At 59.1% G+C, this 19,164-nt stretch carries 17 protein-coding genes and 4 tRNA genes; 13 read left to right on the top strand and 8 right to left on the bottom strand.

Translation table 11 applies throughout. The annotated features are described in order from the left end of the window. Positions 1-605: 605 nt before the first annotated feature. Positions 606-1,376, bottom strand: a complete 771-nt coding sequence (locus tag EYC95_RS25350) for a hypothetical protein (protein ID WP_131062759.1) — start codon at positions 1,374-1,376, stop codon at positions 606-608. Between the two features lie 378 nt (positions 1,377-1,754). On the opposite strand from EYC95_RS25350, the gene EYC95_RS25345 reads away from it, so the two are divergent. From EYC95_RS25345 to EYC95_RS25330, 4 genes are all read left to right on the top strand, one after another. After that, positions 1,755-1,830, top strand: a tRNA-Glu gene (locus EYC95_RS25345). A 3-nt stretch (positions 1,831-1,833) separates the two neighbouring features. Further along, positions 1,834-1,909: transfer RNA gene (locus EYC95_RS25340), tRNA-Gly, on the top strand. Between the two features lie 105 nt (positions 1,910-2,014). Further along, positions 2,015-2,090: transfer RNA gene (locus EYC95_RS25335), tRNA-Glu, on the top strand. A 3-nt stretch (positions 2,091-2,093) separates the two neighbouring features. Continuing rightward, positions 2,094-2,169 (top strand) — tRNA-Gly (locus EYC95_RS25330). Between the two features lie 149 nt (positions 2,170-2,318). On the opposite strand, the gene EYC95_RS25325 is transcribed toward EYC95_RS25330, so the two are convergent. The 4 genes from EYC95_RS25325 to EYC95_RS25310 all read right to left on the bottom strand — a co-directional run bounded on the left by EYC95_RS25325 (position 2,319) and on the right by EYC95_RS25310 (position 6,385). Then, positions 2,319-4,058, bottom strand: a complete 1,740-nt coding sequence (locus tag EYC95_RS25325) for a dipeptidase (RefSeq protein ID WP_131062757.1) — start codon at positions 4,056-4,058, stop codon at positions 2,319-2,321. 196 nt (positions 4,059-4,254) lie between these two features. After that, positions 4,255-4,893, bottom strand: coding sequence for a LysE family translocator (locus EYC95_RS25320; RefSeq protein ID WP_131062756.1), 639 nt, complete (start codon positions 4,891-4,893; stop codon positions 4,255-4,257). A gap of 1 nt (position 4,894) precedes the next feature. Beyond that, a complete protein-coding gene (locus tag EYC95_RS25315; RefSeq protein WP_131062755.1) occupies positions 4,895-5,665 on the bottom strand; it encodes a 2OG-Fe(II) oxygenase in 771 nt (256 codons plus the stop codon). Between the two features lie 93 nt (positions 5,666-5,758). After that, entirely contained in the window at positions 5,759-6,385 is a 627-nt protein-coding gene (locus tag EYC95_RS25310) for an alanyl-tRNA editing protein (RefSeq protein ID WP_131062754.1), read from the bottom strand. A 90-nt stretch (positions 6,386-6,475) separates the two neighbouring features. Here EYC95_RS25310 and EYC95_RS25305 point away from each other — a divergent pair, with 90 nt between their 5' ends. Beyond that, the gene (locus EYC95_RS25305) at positions 6,476-7,465 is read left to right on the top strand and encodes a LysR family transcriptional regulator (RefSeq protein ID WP_131062753.1); all 990 of its coding nucleotides are present in this window, start codon (positions 6,476-6,478) and stop codon (positions 7,463-7,465) included. A 147-nt stretch (positions 7,466-7,612) separates the two neighbouring features. On the opposite strand, the gene EYC95_RS25300 is transcribed toward EYC95_RS25305, so the two are convergent. Together EYC95_RS25300 and EYC95_RS25295 are read right to left on the bottom strand one after the other, a co-directional pair. Further along, positions 7,613-8,020 (bottom strand): PA2817 family protein, encoded by a 408-nt coding sequence (locus tag EYC95_RS25300; RefSeq protein WP_131062752.1) that lies wholly within the window; start codon positions 8,018-8,020, stop codon positions 7,613-7,615. Between the two features lie 65 nt (positions 8,021-8,085). After that, positions 8,086-10,533, bottom strand: coding sequence for an acyl-CoA dehydrogenase (locus tag EYC95_RS25295; RefSeq protein WP_131062751.1), 2,448 nt, complete (start codon positions 10,531-10,533; stop codon positions 8,086-8,088). Between the two features lie 248 nt (positions 10,534-10,781). On the opposite strand from EYC95_RS25295, the gene EYC95_RS25290 reads away from it, so the two are divergent. The 4 genes from EYC95_RS25290 to EYC95_RS25275 all read left to right on the top strand — a co-directional run bounded on the left by EYC95_RS25290 (position 10,782) and on the right by EYC95_RS25275 (position 13,950). Beyond that, on the top strand, positions 10,782-11,441 hold the full coding sequence (locus EYC95_RS25290; RefSeq protein ID WP_131062750.1) for a transglutaminase family protein: 660 nt from the start codon (positions 10,782-10,784) through the stop codon (positions 11,439-11,441). A gap of 43 nt (positions 11,442-11,484) precedes the next feature. After that, positions 11,485-12,108 (top strand): glutathione S-transferase family protein, encoded by a 624-nt coding sequence (locus EYC95_RS25285; protein WP_131062749.1) that lies wholly within the window; start codon positions 11,485-11,487, stop codon positions 12,106-12,108. Between the two features lie 133 nt (positions 12,109-12,241). Beyond that, positions 12,242-13,174 carry an ABC transporter ATP-binding protein gene (locus EYC95_RS25280; RefSeq protein WP_131062748.1) on the top strand — a complete coding sequence of 311 codons (933 nt, stop codon included), beginning with the start codon at positions 12,242-12,244 and terminating at the stop codon, positions 13,172-13,174. Then, the gene (locus EYC95_RS25275; protein WP_131062747.1) at positions 13,171-13,950 is read left to right on the top strand and encodes an ABC transporter permease; all 780 of its coding nucleotides are present in this window, start codon (positions 13,171-13,173) and stop codon (positions 13,948-13,950) included. The genes EYC95_RS25280 and EYC95_RS25275 overlap by 4 nt, the downstream gene beginning before the upstream one ends. Positions 13,951-14,097: 147 nt before the next feature. Here EYC95_RS25275 and EYC95_RS25265 read toward each other — a convergent pair whose 3' ends face one another. Then, positions 14,098-14,616 (bottom strand): DUF2062 domain-containing protein, encoded by a 519-nt coding sequence (locus EYC95_RS25265; protein WP_131062744.1) that lies wholly within the window; start codon positions 14,614-14,616, stop codon positions 14,098-14,100. A 135-nt stretch (positions 14,617-14,751) separates the two neighbouring features. Here EYC95_RS25265 and EYC95_RS25260 point away from each other — a divergent pair, with 135 nt between their 5' ends. The 4 genes from EYC95_RS25260 to lpxK all read left to right on the top strand — a co-directional run bounded on the left by EYC95_RS25260 (position 14,752) and on the right by lpxK (position 19,158). Further along, a complete protein-coding gene (locus EYC95_RS25260; RefSeq protein WP_131062743.1) occupies positions 14,752-16,986 on the top strand; it encodes a DNA internalization-related competence protein ComEC/Rec2 in 2,235 nt (744 codons plus the stop codon). Positions 16,987-17,084: 98 nt separating this feature from the next. Then, positions 17,085-17,720, top strand: a complete 636-nt coding sequence (locus EYC95_RS25255; RefSeq protein WP_162556235.1) for a MotA/TolQ/ExbB proton channel family protein — start codon at positions 17,085-17,087, stop codon at positions 17,718-17,720. Then, positions 17,717-18,148 carry a biopolymer transporter ExbD gene (locus EYC95_RS25250; protein ID WP_131062742.1) on the top strand — a complete coding sequence of 144 codons (432 nt, stop codon included), beginning with the start codon at positions 17,717-17,719 and terminating at the stop codon, positions 18,146-18,148. Before EYC95_RS25255 ends, EYC95_RS25250 begins: the two co-directional genes overlap by 4 nt. Next, complete coding sequence (lpxK, locus tag EYC95_RS25245; protein WP_131062741.1) at positions 18,148-19,158, top strand: tetraacyldisaccharide 4'-kinase; 1,011 nt, start codon at positions 18,148-18,150, stop codon at positions 19,156-19,158. The genes EYC95_RS25250 and lpxK overlap by 1 nt, the downstream gene beginning before the upstream one ends. Positions 19,159-19,164 lie beyond the last annotated feature (6 nt).

Below are 19,164 nucleotides of genomic sequence, written 5' to 3'. Positions count from 1 at the left end.
GGCGTGGTTCGACCGGCTGGGTCTGCCTCGACTCTGCTGACCTCAACTTCTCGAACCGCCCGGTGCGGACCCGCATGCCGGGTGGTGTGGCAGGGGCGCGGCCAGATGGCCGCCTCCTATGCCGATTTTTCAAGCGCCAAAAAAGTACCCCAAAAGGCTCGCCCCAAGCGTCCGGCCCCTCGCCTGGGCTCGGCGTACCTTCGCTCCGGTATCCATCCGGGGACACTGCCCTCCGGTCTGCTTCGCGGCGACCTACATGCAGCGTGTTCGACTGCATCGAACGGCGCTGCGCGCCACTCCCTGGATGAACACCTCCACTCAGCCTACCGAAAGGGGCGGGTAGATCAAGATCAAAAGCAGGCGAGCTAACGCTCGGCCTATTGAGTGGTGAGAAGCGGATGTACGCCGATCCAATTGTAGGAGCGAGGCTTGCCCGCGATGGCGGCCTGACAGCCGGCCAATCACTTGCAGATGTACACCAAAACCTGTGGGAGCTGGCCTGCGAAGGCGGCCTTTCACTCGACCTATCTTTCCCGGTTGTACTCACCCACCAAATCCAATCCAAAAAAAGCCACCTGTTCCGGTGGCTTCTTTAATTCTTCTGATCAGTCGTAAATCACTTTCTTCTTCCAGTCCGCATCCGCCTCGACGTCTTTGAGGCCTACGTTCAGTTGATTCGCTTCGCTTTCAACCGCTGCGATGTTGTCCATCACCATGGCGTTGGCGCGCGCCAAGAGTTTTTCCAGGTATTCGAGTTGTTCGGCGTAGACCTGGGGTTCCTGTTGTTTTCGCAGGTATTGCACACCGCGTTCGAAAGCGAGGCGGGCCTGGCCTGGCTGGTTTTGTTGCAGGCAGTGCTGACCGAGGTTGTTGAAGAACTCGATGTGCAGCAGGACCAGAATGTGGCGCACTTCGCGGATCCAGCGCTTGGCTTCGTTGGTCGGCAGGTAGCCGTCCTGTGCGGCACGGGTGATTTGGCCGTGCAGGGCTTCGAGCAGGAAACGCACGTCCTTGGCCTTGGCTTCGGTCTGGATCGGTGCCGGCGGGTTGTTGACCGGGATCGATTCACCTTGAGCGGCCAACGCTTCCAGTTCGGTAATCCGCGTCCTGAGGTTGGAACTGGTTTTTTCCAGGTTGAGCAAACGCTGACAGACGTTGAGCTCCAGGCGGGTCAACAGCAGCTTCAGCCCAGGTGTCATCAGCTGACCGGGGAAGGTCTCGGTGATTTCGCCGCAGCGACGCAGGCGATCATTGAGTTCAACCTTGGTACGGACCCTTTCCAGCTTATTGTTTTCCACCACATGGTTCATGTAGCCAATGGCGATCAATAGTGCGATCCCGGCTACGACTAGCAGGGTGATCATGAGTGGTGTCACCGGTAAGACCTCTTTATAGGGTTCGCGATCGAGTGTAGTGGCTTGGCATTTGGGCGCATAGGGCCGCTCGACGAGTTGAATCGGTTGTGGCTGTCTTTACATCGGCCGTCGTTCTACTTATATAAATGCTGGCCACCGTGAATCACATTGCCATCATCTAGAGCGGCGGACTATAACGTCTTGGTGGTTGCCAGAATATAGTCGCCAGAGGTCAGGAGGCGCAAAAGCCTGAATCACGCCTGAAAGCGGGGCGAAGTCATTGATTTAAATAAATTTATATCTGGGGGTTGACGACCCCTCAATCCATCCATAGAATGCGCGCCACTTACAGCGTAAAGCACACAGCGAAACGCGGTAAGGAGTGAATGTTGTACGTGTGTCCCCTTCGTCTAGTGGCCTAGGACACCGCCCTTTCACGGCGGTAACAGGGGTTCGAGTCCCCTAGGGGACGCCATATGCGGGAATAGCTCAGTTGGTAGAGCACGACCTTGCCAAGGTCGGGGTCGCGAGTTCGAGTCTCGTTTCCCGCTCCAATTTTAAGCAGCGTTGCTTTCGGGCAGCGTTGAGTGAAGCCAGAGCCGACATCTCCGGATGCGGATTTGGGCACTGAAATACACACCATGTGTTTCAGTTAGCGTGTCCCCTTCGTCTAGTGGCCTAGGACACCGCCCTTTCACGGCGGTAACAGGGGTTCGAGTCCCCTAGGGGACGCCATTTGCGGGAATAGCTCAGTTGGTAGAGCACGACCTTGCCAAGGTCGGGGTCGCGAGTTCGAGTCTCGTTTCCCGCTCCATATTTAACGAAAACGCCGCTCAGTGATGAGCGGCGTTTTTGTTGGTGCGTCATTCATAAAAAAGGACCTCAAGGTCCTTTATTTGTTTGTGTAGGAATCAAGGCGATCAACGCGTCGGACCCGCTACAACAGCGGGTCCGATAAAGCGATCAGAGCTTCGGCAACTGCCCGATGCGCCCCATCATTTCCGTCACGATCTGCAGGTCCAGCAGGAACTGGTCGACGGTCTTGAACTCGTTGTCGGTGTGCCCTGTGTACTTGACCTCGGGCCGAGCCAGGCCGAATTGCACGCCGTTGGGCAGTTCATGGACTGAGGTGGCGCCAGCGGAGGTGCCGTACTTGTGTTCCATGCCCAGGTTTTCGCTGGCCACGGCGAGCAAGGCCTTGACCCATTCACCCTCAGGGTTGCGGTACATCGGTTCGGCGATCGAGTAGTCGAAGGCCACCGCTACGTGGGTCTTCTTGCTCCAGGTGCCAAGTTTTTCGGCGATTTGTGCCTTGAGCACTTCAGGGGATCTGCCCTTCGGCACGCGCAAGTTGACCGCGAGCTTGAAGGCTTTGTCATCCATGGCGACGTAGGTCAGGGAAGTGGTCAGCGGCCCCATGAAGTCATCAGAAAAACCGACTGCCAATTTGCCACCCAGGTAATCCAGCCCCCAGTTGTCCGCAGCGTAGCGGGCAGCATCGGTGAAGTGGTTGTGCTTGAGCGCGACCTTGCCATCCTGGCTGTGGATGAAGTCGAGCGTCCGGGCTACCGGGTTGACGCCGGACTCGGGCTCGGAGGAGTGGGCGGAAACGCCGGTGATCGTCAGTTTGACGTCCTTGCCATCGACCTTGGCGGTTACGTCGAAGTTGCCGCCATTGCGCTTGGCATAATCGGCGCCAGCCTTCTGCAAACTGGCGGCCAATTCGGCAGGGTTCTCACTCAACAGAGTGACGACGGAAGCCGACGGGATCTGATTGGTGGCCAGGCCGCCAGTCATCGAGATGATTTCCGCGCCTTTGCCCTCGGCTTTACGCTTGGGGAAATTCGCCATCACGGTGCCGTAACCTTTCTCGGCAATCACCACCGGGTAGCCGCCATCCAGTGCCAGGTTGTAGTTAGGTGTCGGGTTGTGTTCGAAGTAATAAGGAATGGCGTCGCCGGTGGTTTCCTCAGTGGTGTCGACCAGCAGCTTGAAATTGCGCGCCAGCGGCAGCTTCTCTTCCTTGATGATCTTCATGGCATAAAGCGCTACCACGATGCCGTTCTTGTCATCCTCAGTGCCCCGGCCATACATGCGATCGCCGATCAGGGTGACTTTGAACGGATCGAGTTTGGTGCCGTCTTTCAGAACCCAGTTTTCCGGCGTTACGGGCACTACGTCGGCATGGGCGTGAATACCCACGACTTCATCGCTGCTGCCCTCAAGGGTGATTTCATAGACGCGATTGTCGATGTTGCGGAAATTCAGGTTGAAGGCTTGGGCCAGGCCCTTGATCTTGTCAGCGATCTTGATGAATTCGGGATTGTCGTGCTGGTCAACGCCGTCGACGCGGAAGGTCGGGATGGCCACCAGTTCGCGCAAGGTCTCGGTGGCAGCGGCGCCGTATTTCACCCGTGCATAGAGGCCAAGCAGGCGATGGATTTCGTTCTGTTGTTCTGGCGTAAGGGGCTTGTTGTCGAGGAAGGCGCTGATGGCCGGGCCGAGGTCGTCGGTTTTTCCGAGGTCGCTCTTGGCGAGGCCTCCCAGGAACTGCCTGAAATCCGTGACCGATGCGTCGCTGAAAGTCTTGAGGATGGTCGCGCTCTGTTGCGGGGTGATGTTGGCCTGCGCTGACAGGGTGAATGACGAAAGGCTGGCCAGTACCAGGGTTGACGCAGCCAGGTGCTTGAGTGAGAAATTCATTGCTGGGGGCATTCCTTTGCAGGCAGTTTGTGAGAAGTTTCTGATTGATGAGACAGAAACGTTTCCAACCTAACACTGTAACCGAGTGTTACGGGAGTCCTGAAGTGGGATCTGTCGCACAGAAATGCAAAAGCGGCGCAGAAACGAAAAAGGCCCGTCAGTCTGACTGAACGGGCCTTTTGCATGGGCGCAGGTTTTACATCGACAGAATCAGGCGCCCGGCGAACAGAATCAGAATCACCCCCATGGTGCGTTCGAACCAATGCCCCATGCGCATGAACAGCAATCGCACCCGAGCACTGGAAAAGAACAGCGCGACGATCACGAACCACAGCGCGTTCACAAAACACATCCACACCCCATACAGCGCCTGAACCTTCATCGGTGTCGTAGCGCTGATGATCGTGGTGAAAATCGCCAGGAAAAACAGCGTCGCCTTGGGGTTGGTCGCGTTGGTCAGAAAACCGGTGGTGAACGCCTTCAGCAGCGTTTGCTCGACGACAGGCTCCTCCGCGACCTTGTCACCTTCAAGCGCGGACTTGGGTTTACTGCGCAACAGGCTGACACCGAGGTACAAAATGTAAGCGCCGCCCACCACCTTGGCCACGGTCAACAACCAAGGTGTCGTGTGCATCAGCGCCCCGACCCCGAGCAGGGTGTAAAGCACGTGCACGGAAATCCCCGCACCAATGCCCAGCGCCGTGCAAATCCCTACCAGTCGGCCGAAACGCACACTTTGGCGGATGGTCACCGCGAAGTCCGGTCCCGGTGCGACCACAGCCAGAAAGTGAATGGTCGCCAGCGCCAGGAACTCGCCCAGGTAATTCGAAAACATCTCAACTCCAAAAAGTTAGGGGTGAAGCATTGCCGCGATAGCCGACAAAGAACGAAAGGCTCAATCGCGGATCCGCTACGCCCGGAGTTACCGAGTGCATGCAGCGCGAATTGAACATGATGAAATCACCCGGCTCAGGACGAATCTCCAGGGTCGGAGTCCCGAGCAGGGCCGGGTCGATGCCGTAGCTGTCGCCACGCATTTCGTCGAATCGATCCGGAGAAATGTCGTGGTCCCACATCTGCAGCGCGCCGCCCTCGGTGGGCATGTTCAGGTAAACGTTGCAAGCGAACTGCGCTTCCAGGCTTCTGGCCTGGTAACTGTCCGGGGCGTCCTTGGCGAAAATGTCGTGGTGGGCAAGGAAGCACACACCCGGTTTCACGACCCGGGACAACCCGACATACATCTTGCGACCATAGAGGTTTTCCAGATGCGCACCCGCCGGCCAGGACTCATCGAGCATGCAGCGCAGGGTGTCGACCGGGGACGAGTAGGGCGCGCAACGTTTGCGCAACTCCGCGATATTGCGCGAGGCATGCTCGAAATAATCCTCGATCAGCGGCGGCTGGTTTTCCGCCTCATAAAACGCCATGCCGATGCGGCCGATGCTCGGCGCATTGATATAGCCTTCGAAACCCGGGGCGAGGATCTTGTCGCCAATCTGAATCGCCAGCGGCCGGGGCAACAGGCCTTTGACGCGGATGGCGAGGACTTCTTCGTTGGCCAGTTTTTTTATGCACGTCTCATCGAGACGCTCGACGTCAAGCATCATGTCTTAGGTCCATCTATCAGATAGTCAACAGAGCCCGCGAACGCGGGCTCCCCCGGGCGTCAGGCGATGACGGGGACGGCATCGCCGGAAAGTTCAATCCACGCTGTAGTGGACTGACAGCGTTCCCTTTTTCAGTGAAAGGGAAGCGATCGTGACCGTGCCCAAATCCTTCAGGCTACGTACGTGGGTGCCGCCGCAGCCGTAGGCGGGCAGTTCACCGAAACCGATTTCCCGGGCGCCTTCGCGCATCGACGTCAGGCGTGGCAGATCATGGGCAACCCATTGCTCGATGCCGTGCTGAAGGATCTCGGCATCCACCTCTTTTGCCGACTCCGCGGGTTTGAATTGCACGCGTCCTTCGCCCGGCCAGTGATGAGCCTTGATCGGCATCCAGCCCAGCGCCTGGACAAAGTGACCGATCAGGTGACCGGCCGAATGCATACGCGAATTGAACTGGCGACGTTGCTCGTCAATACGAATCTGGCTCATGCCCGGTTTCACCGGGCGGTCGACGAAATGAATGATCCGGTCCGGGTCCTGCACCACGCGCAGCACCTGGCTTTCGCCGATCCAGCCGGTATCGCAAGGCTGACCGCCACCTTGGGGGTGAAACAACGTGGCGCGCAGCACCACTGCAAATTCGTTCTCCTGGGGCGTGCAATCCAGGACTTCCACATTGGCCTTGAGGTCATCACTATGGAAAAAGAGGCGAAGCGTCATATTCCATGTCCTCATTAAAGTTTCTATTTTTATTATATGAAGCGTGGAATTGCGTGATAATCCGTTCAAACATCAAAGGACTGTTGCGCTGTGAGCATAAATCTTCCACTTCCACTGCTGGGTGAAATGGCGATCTTCGTCAAGGTTGTCGAGACCGGCAGTTTTTCCGAAGCGGCTCGCCAATTGGGCTCCTCACCCTCGGCGGTGAGTCGCAGCATTTCACGTCTGGAAAAAGCGCTGGCCACGCGTCTGCTGCAGCGAACCACACGTAAACTGCGGTTGAGCGACGGCGGCGAAGAGGTGTTCAAGCGCTGCCAGGAAATGGTCAGTGCGGCCAAGTCAGTGATGGAAATCAGCGGGCAGTTCACCCATGAAGCGGAAGGGCTGGTGCGGGTCAGTGTGCCCAAGGCGGTCGGCCGATTTGTGATTCACCCGCATATGCCGGAATTTCTGCGCCGTTATCCCAAAGTGGATGTGGAGCTGTTGCTTGAGGATCGGCAGGTGGATCTGATCGACGATAACGTTGATCTGGCGATTCGCATTACCGATCGACCACCTGCTGGATTGGTCGGGCGGCAGTTGCTGACCATCGACCATTTGCTCTGCGCAACACCGCAGTACCTTGCGGAATATGGCACGCCGACGCATCCCCATGACTTGCTCAACCATAGCTGCATCTACCTGGGTGAAACCCCGAGCGATGCACGCTGGAAATTCAAGAAAGGCACCAAGGCTGTGACGGTCGGTGTACGCGGGCGGTATGCGGCGAATCACACGGGCGTGCGACTGGGTGCGGTGTTGCAGCACATCGGGATTGGCAGTCTGCCGTACTTCACGGCGCGTTATGCGTTGGAGCAGGGTTTGATTGTGCAAGTGCTGCCGGACTGGACGTTCCTCGCGTCCTACCATGGCGGCGCCTGGTTGTTGCATTCGCCGACGCGGTATTTGCCGCCGAAGTTGCGGGTGTTTATCGATTATCTGGTGGAGTGCCTGGAGAAAGAGCCGACGTTGGGCAAGCCGGGGAAGGCGGGTAAGGTCGCGGCGGAGTATGAGTTGCCTGAGAGTGATGGGTTGCTCTGAAGGTCCTCTTCGCGGGCAAGCCTCGCTCCTACAGGGATTGCGCTTTACTTGTAGGAGCGAGGCTTGCCCGCGAAGGCGTCTTCGGCTACTGCACAAAAAAGGCCCGCATGAATAACCATGCGGGCCTTTTGCATTTCTGATCGGTGATCAGTGCTTGCTGTCCTGGTTCGACATCGCCAGCAGCTGTTTTTCCTGATTCCAGTCGAAAGGCTCGTCGTTCTGTTCGGCTTCGAAACGACGCTCTTCCAGTGACTGGTACAAATCGATTTCATCATCGGGCATGTAATGCAGACAGTCACCGGCGAAGTACCACAGCAGGTCGCGCGGAACCAGGTGGGCGATTTGCGGATAGCGGGTGATTACCTGGCACAGAATGTCCTGGCCCAGGTATTGGCTTTCGATCGGGTCGACCGGCAACAAGGCACGCAGTTCGTCAAAGCGCTCCAGGAACAAGGCATGGCTTTCTTCGGGAACCTGTTCGGCCTCACCTACGGCGACCAGGATGCTGCGCAGGTGGTCGAGCAAGACAAGATGATCGGCAACGACGTTGGACACGAGATAAGTCCTCAAGAGCAAAACGGGCGCGGGAGTATAAAGCTCCTGCGCCCCTTTTTACAGGATCAGCGGACCTTTCCGTCGGCCAGCGCCAGTTCATCTTTGTCGAAATCATCGACATCGATCACCTTGCGGCGCGCGGTTTCTGCTTCACGCAAGGTCTGCGCTTCCACCGGCTGCAACACCCCAGCCTCCAGCGCTGCTTCGATGACGTGTTCCCCGGCAGCCGGTTTGACTTGACCGCTTTTCAGCGCCATGTGTAGTTTTTTCTGCAACGGCTGCGCCGCGTTCAACAGGTTGCAGGCGTGTTGCAGGGCCCCCACTGCGTCGTCCGCCGATTGCGGACGGTAGCAACCGCCGAGCAGTTCTTCGAGGGTTGGATCGCCCTTGGCACGGCCAATTACCGCGGCGACTTCGGCGCCGAGTTTGTCCGATGGCCCTTTGTGGCGACGGCCAAACGGGAACACGATCACCCTCAACAGGCAGCCCAATACCTTGTTCGGAAAGTTGCTCAGCAATTCATCCAGCGCACGTTCCGACTGACCAAGGCTTTCTTCCATGGCCCAGGTAAACAGTGGCGCCATGTGCTCCGGCGAATCGAGGTCGTGGTAACGCTTGAGCGCGGCGGAGGCGAGGTACATGTTGCTGAGCACATCCCCAAGACGCGCCGACAGACGTTCGCGACGTTTCAGTTCACCCCCCAACAGCATCATGCTCAGGTCTGCGAGCATGGCGAACGCGGCGGCCTGACGATTGAGTGCGCGGAAATAACCCTGACTGAGCTTGTCCCCCGGCGAATGTTCCAGGTGTCCGAAGCCGAGGTTCAGCACCAGCGTGCTGGCGGCGTTGCTTACGGCGAAACCGATGTGCTTGAGCAGCAGGCCATCGAACTCGGTAAGTGCCTGATCCTTGTCTTCACGACCGGCGAGGGCCATTTCCTTGAGCACGAACGGATGGCAGCGAATGGCGCCCTGGCCGAAGATCATCAGGTTGCGCGAGAGAATGTTCGCGCCTTCCACGGTGATGAAGATGGGTGCACCGTTCCAACTGCGACCGAGGTAGTTGTTCGGCCCCATGATGATCGCCTTGCCGCCATGAACATCCATGGCGTGGCTGATGCACTCGCGGCCGCGTTCGGTGAGGTGGTACTTGAGAATCGCCGACAGCACCGACGGTTTCTCGCCAAGGTCCACCGCGTTGGCGGTCAGCATTCGGGCGGCGTCCATCATCCAGGCGTTGCCACCGATGCGCGCCATGGCTTCCTGAATGCCTTCGAATGCCGACAGTGGCACGTTGAATTGCTCACGTACCTGCGCGTACTGGCCGGTTACCAGGCTGGTGAACTTGGCCGCGCCGGTGCCGACCGCAGGCAGGGAGATCGAACGCCCGACCGACAGGCAGTTCATCAGCATCATCCAGCCTTTGCCGAGCATTTCCTGGCCGCCGATGAGGAAGTCCAACGGCACGAATACGTCCTTGCCGGAGTTCGGGCCATTCATGAAGGCGGCACCCAATGGCAGGTGACGGCGGCCGATTTCAACACCGGCGGTGTCGGTCGGGATCAGTGCCAGGCTGATGCCCAGGTCTTCCTTGTCACCCAGCAGATGGTCCGGGTCATAGGCCTTGAAGGCCAGGCCGAGGAGGGTGGCCACCGGGCCCAGCGTGATGTAACGCTTTTCCCAGTTGAGGCGCAGACCAAGGGTTTCCTTGCCTTCCCATTCGCCTTTGCAGATGACCCCAGTGTCGGGCATGGCGCCGGCGTCGGAGCCGGCCAGGGGACCGGTCAGTGCGAAGCACGGGATGTCGTCGCCCCGGGCCAGTCGTGGCAGGTAATGGTTGCGTTGTTCGTCGGTGCCGTAATGCAGCAGCAGTTCGGCGGGGCCAAGCGAGTTAGGGACCATCACGGTGGAAGCGAGGTCGCCACTGCGGGTCGCCAGTTTCATCGCCACTTGGGAGTGGGCATAGGCCGAGAAGCCCTTGCCGCCAAACTCCTTGGGAATGATCAGCGCAAAGAAGCCGTTTTCCTTGATGTGAGTCCAGGCTTCAGGAGGCAGGTCCATGTCTTGCCCGATCTGCCAGTCGGTGACCATGGCGCAGAGTTCTTCGGTCGGACCGTCGATAAAGGCCTGTTCCTCTTCGCTCAGCTGCGCTTTTGGATAAGAAAGCAGCTTGTTCCAGTCCGGGCGACCGCTGAACAGTTCACCGTCCCACCACACGGTCCCTGCGTCGATCGCATCGCGTTCGGTCTGCGACATCGGCGGCAGGGTTTTCTGAAACCAGCTGAACAGCGGCGCGCTGAAGAATTTACGGCGCAGGTCGGGCAGCAATAACGGCGCCGCCACCGCTGCAATCAACACCCAGAAAACCAGCAGCAGCCAACCTGGCGCGCGGCTGAAGGCTCCCATCGCGACGATATAGACAGCGACGATGCACAGGGCGGGCAGGGGAGCGATACGACGGTGGGCTAAATAAGCTATCCCGACAACCAAAACCAGTATCCACAACAGCAGCATATTTAATCCTCCGTGAACCAGGGCAAAACCAACCTTCAGAGCTTAGACGGCATCCGCAAAACAGGGTGGTCGGAGCGAGGTGATTGAATTCGTGGGAAACCATCGATGAGTTTTGTAGGTTGGGTTGGCAACACGCCAAGGAAATCGTTCGTTTCCTACGCGGCTATGCGTCCATGTTTGGCCGAAACGTCGTTATCTCTGTGCTAAAGGTGTCGCTAGACTCGTGGCTTCCCCAGGAGATTGTTCTCATGCACGAGTATCTGAGTCCCGGCCGCTTCATCGATAGTGACCACCCCTCGGTGGTGGAGTTCGCCGAAAAGCATCGGGGCGCCAGTCGCGACCCGCTTGAGCAGGCGATCAACCTCTATTACGCGGTGCGCGAGGCCGTGCGCTACAACCCCTACACGTTCAGTCGCGACCCGCAGACCTTGCGCGGCAGTTATGCATTGGCGACCGGGGAAAGTTACTGCGTGCCCAAGGCCACGCTCCTGGCCGGTGCCGCGCGACATTGCGGGATCCCGGCCCGCATCGGCCTGGCGGATGTGCGCAATCACTTGTCGACGCCGCGTTTGCTTGAGTTGCTCAAGAGCGACGTGTTTGCCATGCATGGCTATACGGAGCTGTTTCTAAACGGTCGCTGGGTCAAAGCAACGCCGGCGTTCAACCAAGGCTTGTGCGAACTGTTCAATGTCGCACCATTGGAATTCGACGGAATCAACGACAGCGTATTCCATCCTTTCAATCGCGATGGCGAGCAGCTTATGGAGTACCTGGTCGACCACGGCCAGTTCACCGACGTGCCCGAAGCATTCTTTTTCGAGCATTTGGAAAAGTGCTATCCGCATCTGTTCAGCGATAAATTGCCTGCACAGTTGGGGGACATGCAGAGTGATTTGAGCCGCACCTGATCCGGCGTATGCTGCCTGCGCATTCATCCATAAAGAGGCGGTCATGCTGAAGATCTGGGGTCGGAAAAATTCGTCGAATGTCAGAAAGCCATTGTGGGCCGCCGAGGAACTGGGCCTGACCTATGAAGCCATTGATGCGGGCGGCGCCTTCGGTGTAGTCGATACGCCGCAGTACCGTGCGATGAACCCCAATGGCCGCGTGCCGGTGATCGAAGACGACGGTTTCGTGCTCTGGGAATCGAACGCCATCGTGCGTTACCTCATGGCTCAGCACGCCGATGGCACGGCCTGGTATCCGGCGGATCTGAAGGCCCGCGCCGCTGCTGACAAGTGGATGGACTGGACCACCACAAGTTTTGCCGGCCCGTTCCGCACCGTCTTCTGGGGCGTGTTGCGCACCCCCGAAGACAAGCAGGACTGGTCCGCCATCAATTCAGCGATCAAGGAATGCGATGACCTGCTGGCGATGGCCGACAAGGCGTTGGCGGCCAAGCCGTACCTGTCCGGCGACGAAATCGGCATGGGCGACATCCCCCTTGGCAGTTTCATTTATGCCTGGTTCGAGATGCCGATCGAGCGCGCACCGCAGCCCAATCTTGAAGCCTGGTACGGACGGCTGAAACAACGCCCGGCGTATAAAAAAGCCGTTATGACCGCGTTGACTTAATACTCACTATCGACACACTTGACTGTACTTGTGTGGCAGCGACAAGCACCATTGCGCTCACGCGCCGCGGTTGCATTCGTCGCCGCCCGCCCTTATTTGTCCCTTTCTTCCCTTCTTGGTGCGTAAATCCGATATGAGTTCCGCTCTGTCCATCCGGCAGCTAACCAAAACCTACGGCAACGGTTTCCAGGCCCTGAGTGGTATCGATCTGGACGTCGCCGAAGGTGACTTTTTCGCCTTGCTCGGCCCGAACGGCGCTGGCAAATCCACCACCATCGGCATTCTCTCGACCCTGGTGAACAAGACCAGCGGGACGGTGAATATCTTCGGTCACGACCTGGACAAGAATCCCGCGCAGCTCAAGCGCTCCATCGGCGTGGTGCCCCAGGAATTCAATTTCAACCAGTTCGAAAAGACCTTCGATATCGTCGTGACCCAGGCCGGTTACTACGGCATCCCGCCGAAAATCGCCAAGGAACGAGCCGAGCAATACCTGACCCAACTGGGCCTGTGGGACAAGCGCGATACGCCGTCGCGCTCACTGTCCGGCGGCATGAAGCGTCGACTGATGATCGCCCGCGCACTGGTTCACGAACCACGCCTGCTGATCCTCGATGAACCGACCGCGGGTGTGGACATCGAACTGCGTCGCTCGATGTGGAGCTTCCTCACCGAGCTGAACCAGAAAGGCATCACCATCATCCTCACCACCCACTACCTGGAAGAGGCTGAGCAGTTGTGCCGCAACATCGGCATCATCGACCACGGCACCATCGTCGAGAACACCAGCATGAAACAGTTGCTCGGCCAACTGCATGTGGAAACGTTCCTGCTCGACATCCAAAACACGCTGCAAACCGCGCCGCAGTTGCTCGGTTATCCGACCAAGCTGCTCGACAGCCACACCCTTGAAGTTCAGGTCGACAAGGCCATGGGCATCACCGCGCTGTTCACCCAATTGGCGCAACTGAACATCGAAGTGCTGAGCCTGCGTAACAAAACCAATCGCCTCGAGGAGTTGTTCGTGTCCCTGGTGGAGAAAAATCTGTCGAAGGTGGCGGTATGAGTTCCGAGCTGCAACCCAACCTCGTTGCCCTCAATACCATCGTTTACCGAGAGGTCAAACGCTTTACCCGGATCTGGCCGCAGACGCTGCTGCCGCCGGCAATCACCATGGTTCTGTACTTCGTGATCTTCGGCAATCTGATTGGTCGGCAGATCGGTGACATGGGTGGTTTCACCTACATGGAGTACATCGTGCCGGGGCTGATCATGATGTCGGTGATCACCAACTCTTACGGCAACGTGGTGTCGAGTTTCTTCGGCAGCAAGTTCCAGCGCTCCATCGAGGAATTGATGGTGTCGCCGGTATCGCCGCATACGATTCTGATCGGTTACACCTTGGGCGGTGTGCTGCGCGGCTTGATGGTCGGGGTCATCGTGACGCTGCTGTCGCTGTTCTTCACCGATCTGCAGGTGCATCACCTGGGCGTGACCATTCTGGTGGTGGTGCTGACGGCGACGATCTTCTCACTGCTGGGCTTCATCAACGCCGTGTTTGCACGCAACTTCGATGACATCTCGATCATCCCGACCTTCGTGCTGACACCGCTGACGTACCTGGGCGGTGTGTTCTACTCGATCAGCTTGCTGCCGCCGTTCTGGCAGACCGTGTCTCTGGCGAACCCGGTGCTGCACATGGTCAACGCCTTCCGTTACGGCATTCTTGGCGTTTCGGACATCAAGATCAGCGTGGCGATTACCTTCATGCTGGTGGCGACTGTTGTGTTGTACATCGGCTGCGCGCGGTTGCTGGTGAGTGGGCGCGGGATGCGTACCTAAGAAAGACCGAGTCGCCTTCTTCGCGGGCAAGCCTCGCTCCTACAGTGGATTGGTGACACAGATCCCTGTAGGAGCGAGGCTTACCCGCGAAGGGGTCAGCCCAAACACCACAAAAAAACGGCCTCCAAAATGGAGGCCGTTTTGCATTTACTGCATCCGGCGTTGCTTACGCCGCTTCCACTGCCGGCTGACCCACCAGCGCCAATACATCATCACTAGGCAATAGGCAAGGGCACCCAGCACCAGCCCCATCACCACTGACCCCAACAAAAACGGCTGCCACAACGTAGACAGCTCGCCGCTGATCCATTCCCAGGTCAGCTCGTCCGGCAAATGCCTGGCCGGTACATCCATCAACCACGCGCCCGTCTGATAGGTGCAGAAGAACACCGCAGGCATGGTGATCGGGTTGGTCAGCCAGACCAGGCTGACGGCAATGGGCATGTTGCCCCGCACCACGATCGCAAGGATGGCCGCGACCAGCATCTGCAACGGAATGGGCAGGAAGGCCGCGAACAGACCCACCGCCATGGCCCGGGCGACCGAGTGACGGTTGAGGTGCCAGAGGTTCGGGTCATGCAGCAGGGTGCCGAGAAAGCGTAAGGATTTGTGTTCCCTGATGCTGGTCGGGTCTGGCATGTAACGTTTGAATAAGCGCCGGGGCATAAGGCTTCTCGGTCGGTTAAGGCGGCAAGTATGTCTGGATTCTATGAACCGCCCATTCAGACTTTGTGACAATTAATAACCGTGCACGTGCGGTCGGCCAGCTATGCCTAGGGTGGGACTCTCAAGGACGGGCGTATGCGCACAGGGATGATGGCGCTGGCGTTGGGTCTGCTGGCCCTGCGTTTTTTACCGGTTTTACCGCCGGTCTGGTTATGGATGTTGCTGCCTGTTGTGGGTTTGATGCTGCTGCCGTTTCGAACCTGTCCGTTGGCGTTTTTCCTGTTCGGCTTCAGTTGGGCATGCGCGAGTGCGCAGTGGGCGCTGGATGATCGCCTGCCGCTGAAGCTCGATGGCGAAACTCGTTGGGTCGAAGGTCGGGTGACGGGGCTGCCGCAGAATGCCGAAGGTGTCGTGCGCTTCGAATTGACGGACAGTCAGTCCCGCAGCACCCGGCTGCCCCGACATCTGCGTCTCGCCTGGTATGACGGGCCTCCCGTCAACAGTGGCGAACGGTGGCGCTTGGCGGTCAAATTGAAACGTCCCGCCGGGCTGCTCAATCCGCATGCATTTGACTACGACGCTTGGCTGCTGGCCCAACGTATTGGCGCTACCGGGACGGTCAAGGATGGGCAGCGGCTTGCCGCCGCCCAATGGGCCTGGCGCGACAACATTCGCCAACGGTTGCAGGCGGTAGATGCTCAGGGCCGGACGGGAGCGCTGACGGCATTGGTTTTGGGCGACGGCGCCGGGCTGAGTCGCGAGGATTGGCAGGTACTGCAAGACACTGGCACCGTGCATCTGCTGGTGATTTCCGGGCAGCACATCGGGCTGCTGGCGGGGCTGGTGTATCTGCTGATCGCCGGGCTGGCCCGCTATGGTCTGTGGCCAAGCCGTTTGCCCTGGCTGCCATGGGCGTGCGGACTGGCGTTTGCTGCGGCGCTGGGGTACGGACTGCTGGCCGGTTTCGAGGTGCCGGTGCGGCGGGCCTGCGTGATGATCGGGCTGGTGTTGTTGTGGCGGCTGCGGTTTCGTCACCTCGGTGCCTGGTGGCCGCTGTTGCTGGCGCTCAACGGCGTTTTACTGCTCGACCCGCTGGCGAGCTTGCAGCCGGGGTTCTGGTTGTCCTTCGCGGCGGTGGCAGTATTGATTTTTACCTTCGGTGGACGGCTGGGCCCTTGGCGCTGGTGGCAAACCTGGACCCGTGCGCAATGGCTGATCGCGATCGGTTTGTGCCCGTTGCTGTTGATACTTGGGTTGCCGATCAGCGTCAGCGGGCCCGTGGCCAATTTGCTGGCGGTGCCTTGGGTCAGTCTGGTGGTATTGCCGCCAGCCTTGCTCGGGACCTTGTTGTTGCCCGTCCCTTATGTGGGTGAGGGATTGCTGTGGTTGGCGGGTGGTCTGGTCAACCTGCTGTTCAAGGGGCTGGCATTAATGGCCGGGCAATTGCCCGCCTGGGTGCCGGTCGCGGTGCCGCTGTGGATTTGGGCGCTCGGCATGCTGGGTGCCTTTCTTCTATTACTGCCTAAAGGTGTGCCGTTGCGCCCGTTGGGTTGGCCGCTGTTGCTGCTGCTGGTTTTTCCACCTCGCCCACTGCTTCCCGAAGGCATCGCCGAAGTCTGGCAGCTGGATGTCGGTCAAGGCCTGGCCCTCCTCGTGCGCACCCGCCATCACACGTTGTTATATGACACCGGGCCGCGTTTCGGTGATTTCGACCTCGGCGAGCGGGTGGTGCTGCCGGCATTGCGCAAACTGGGCGTGACCGGGATCGACCTGATGCTCATCAGCCACGCCGATGCCGATCACGCCGGCGGTGCACGAGCGGTTGCCAATGGATTGCCGGTGACGCGGGTCCTGAGCGGCGATCCCGAGGCGCTGCCCGCCGAATTGCGAGCGGGGGGCTGTGAAAGCGGCCAGCAATGGACCTGGGACGGTGTGAACTTCCAGCTCTGGCAATGGACATCCGGCCACGACAGCAATCAAAAATCCTGTGTCTTGCAGATCGAAGCCAATGGCGAGCGATTGTTGTTGACCGGTGACATTGATGCCGCTGCCGAACGGGCGCTGCTCGACAGTCCGCTCGCCGTGTCGACCGACTGGCTGCAATCGCCGCACCACGGCAGCCGCAGTTCTTCTTCGATGGCATTGCTCGCCACGTTACAACCCAAGGCTGTACTGATTTCCCGTGGCCAGGGCAATTCCTTTGGTCACCCGCATCCCACGGTCATGGCGCGCTATCAAAAGCGCGGCATGGCGATCTACGACAGCGCCGCGCACGGCGCCATTCGTCTGCAACTGGGACGCTTCAAGCCGCCGTGGACGATGCGTCTGGAACGGCGTTTCTGGCGCGATCCGCCACCGCCCGACCCATAACCGCGAGTTATGAAAGCCCGACCGGATGCGACATCACAGTCTTCGGTGCATCCAGCCCCTATGTTAGAGTGGCGCACTTTTTCGAGGGGACTGTCACTGTGTGGGAATTGGTCAAATCCGGCGGCTGGATGATGCTGCCGATCATTTTGAGTTCCATCGCGGCCATGGCGATCGTCGCCGAGCGTCTCTGGACCCTGCGAGCCAGCCGTGTGACCCCGGAGCATCTGCTCGGGCAGGTCTGGGTGTGGATCAAGGACAAACAGCTCAATAAAGAAAAACTCAAGGAACTGCGCGCCAACTCACCGTTGGGCGAAATCCTTGCGGCGGGCCTGGCCAACTCCAAGCATGGTCGCGAGATCATGAAAGAGTGCATTGAAGAAGCCGCCGCGCGGGTGATTCACGAGCTCGAACGCTACATCAATGCGCTGGGCACCATCGCCGCCATGGCCCCATTGCTGGGCTTGCTGGGGACGGTGTTGGGCATGATCGATATTTTCAGCGCGTTCATGGGCACGGGCATGGGCACCAATGCCGCCGTGCTGGCAGGCGGTATCTCCAAGGCGCTGATCACCACGGCCGCCGGCCTGATGGTCGGTATCCCGGCGGTGTTTTTTCACCGATTCCTGCAACGCCGGATCGATGAGCTGGTAGTAGGCATGGAGCAGGAAGCGATCAAACTGGTCGAAGTGGTGCAGGGCGACCGTGATGTGGACCTGGCCGAGGGCAAAGCGTGAAATTCCGCCGAAAACCGCGGGAAACGGTAGACATCAACCTCGCGTCGCTGATCGACGTGGTGTTTATCCTGCTGCTGTTTTTCGTGGTCACCACTACATTTACCCGTGAAACCCAGTTGCGCGTCGATCTGCCGGAAGCGGTCAGCGGTTCGCCTGCCGAAGACCAGCAAGTCAAACACCTGGACGTGGCCATCAGTGCCGAAGGCGCGTTTTCGGTGAACAATCAATTGTTGCCGAAGAACGACCTGGCCAGCCTGATGGAGGCGTTGCAGAAAGAATCCAACGGCGACACCAGCCTGCCGCTGTCCATCAGCGCTGATGGCAAGACCCAGCATCAATCCGTCGTCACCGCCATGGACGCCGCCGGCAAGCTGGGTTTCAGCCACTTGCGCATGACCACGGTCGAAGCGGCGCCGACCGCGCCCTGATGGCCATGTCCGATCGGTTACTCGCCGCGTGGTACCAGGGTCATCCGGCCCTGAAACTGTTGCAGCCACTGGAGTGGCTGTATCGGCGCGTGGTGATGAACAAGCGCAAGCGTTTTCTGGCGGGCGAGGGTGAGATCTATCAGCCGCCCGTGCCGCTGATTGTGGTCGGCAACATCACCGTCGGCGGCACCGGCAAGACACCGCTGATTCTGTGGATGATCCAGCATTGCCAGCGTAGCGGCTTGCGGGTCGGCGTGGTCAGTCGGGGTTACGGCGCCAAACCGCCGCAATTGCCGTGGCGCGTCGAGGCCGATCAGAGCGCCGAGATTGCCGGTGACGAACCGCTGTTGATTGTCCAGCGCTCCGGCGTGCCGTTGATGATCGATCCGGATCGCAGCAGCGCCGTTAAAGCGCTATTGGCGAGTGAGCCGCTGGACCTGATCCTGTCCGATGACGGCATGCAGCATTACCGCTTGGCGCGAGACCTGGAACTGGTGTTGATCGACGCCGCCCGAGGCTTGGGCAATAAACGTTGCCTGCCTGCCGGCCCTTTGCGCGAACCAATCGAACGCCTGCAAAGCGTCGATGCGGTGTTGTATAACGGTGCCGCCAATGATCGCGAAGACGGTTTTGCCTTTCAGTTGCAACCCACCGTACTGGTCAACCTGCGAAGCGGTGAACGTCGTCCCCTCGACCATTTTCCCGTAGGCCAGGCGCTGCACGCCGTGGCCGGGATCGGCAATCCGCAGCGTTTCTTCACGACCCTCGAAACGCTACACTGGCGGCCAGTGCCGCATGCGTTTGCCGACCACGCCGAGTACAGCGTGCAGGCCTTGAATTTCACACCGTCATTGCCGTTGGTGATGACTGAAAAGGACGCGGTGAAGTGCCGTGCCTTCGCCGCCGACGATTGGTGGTACCTGGCGGTCGATGCTGCGCCATCGCCGGCCTTCGTGGCCTGGTTCGATACGCAGCTGATGCGCCTGTTGCCGGCTCGTCTTTTGCCTTAACTCCGT

Origin of the sequence: Pseudomonas sp. BGI-2 (assembly GCF_004310295.1) — a bacterium.
GTDB lineage: Bacteria > Pseudomonadota > Gammaproteobacteria > Pseudomonadales > Pseudomonadaceae > Aquipseudomonas.
This window is presented reverse-complemented; position numbering and strand designations above follow the sequence as displayed.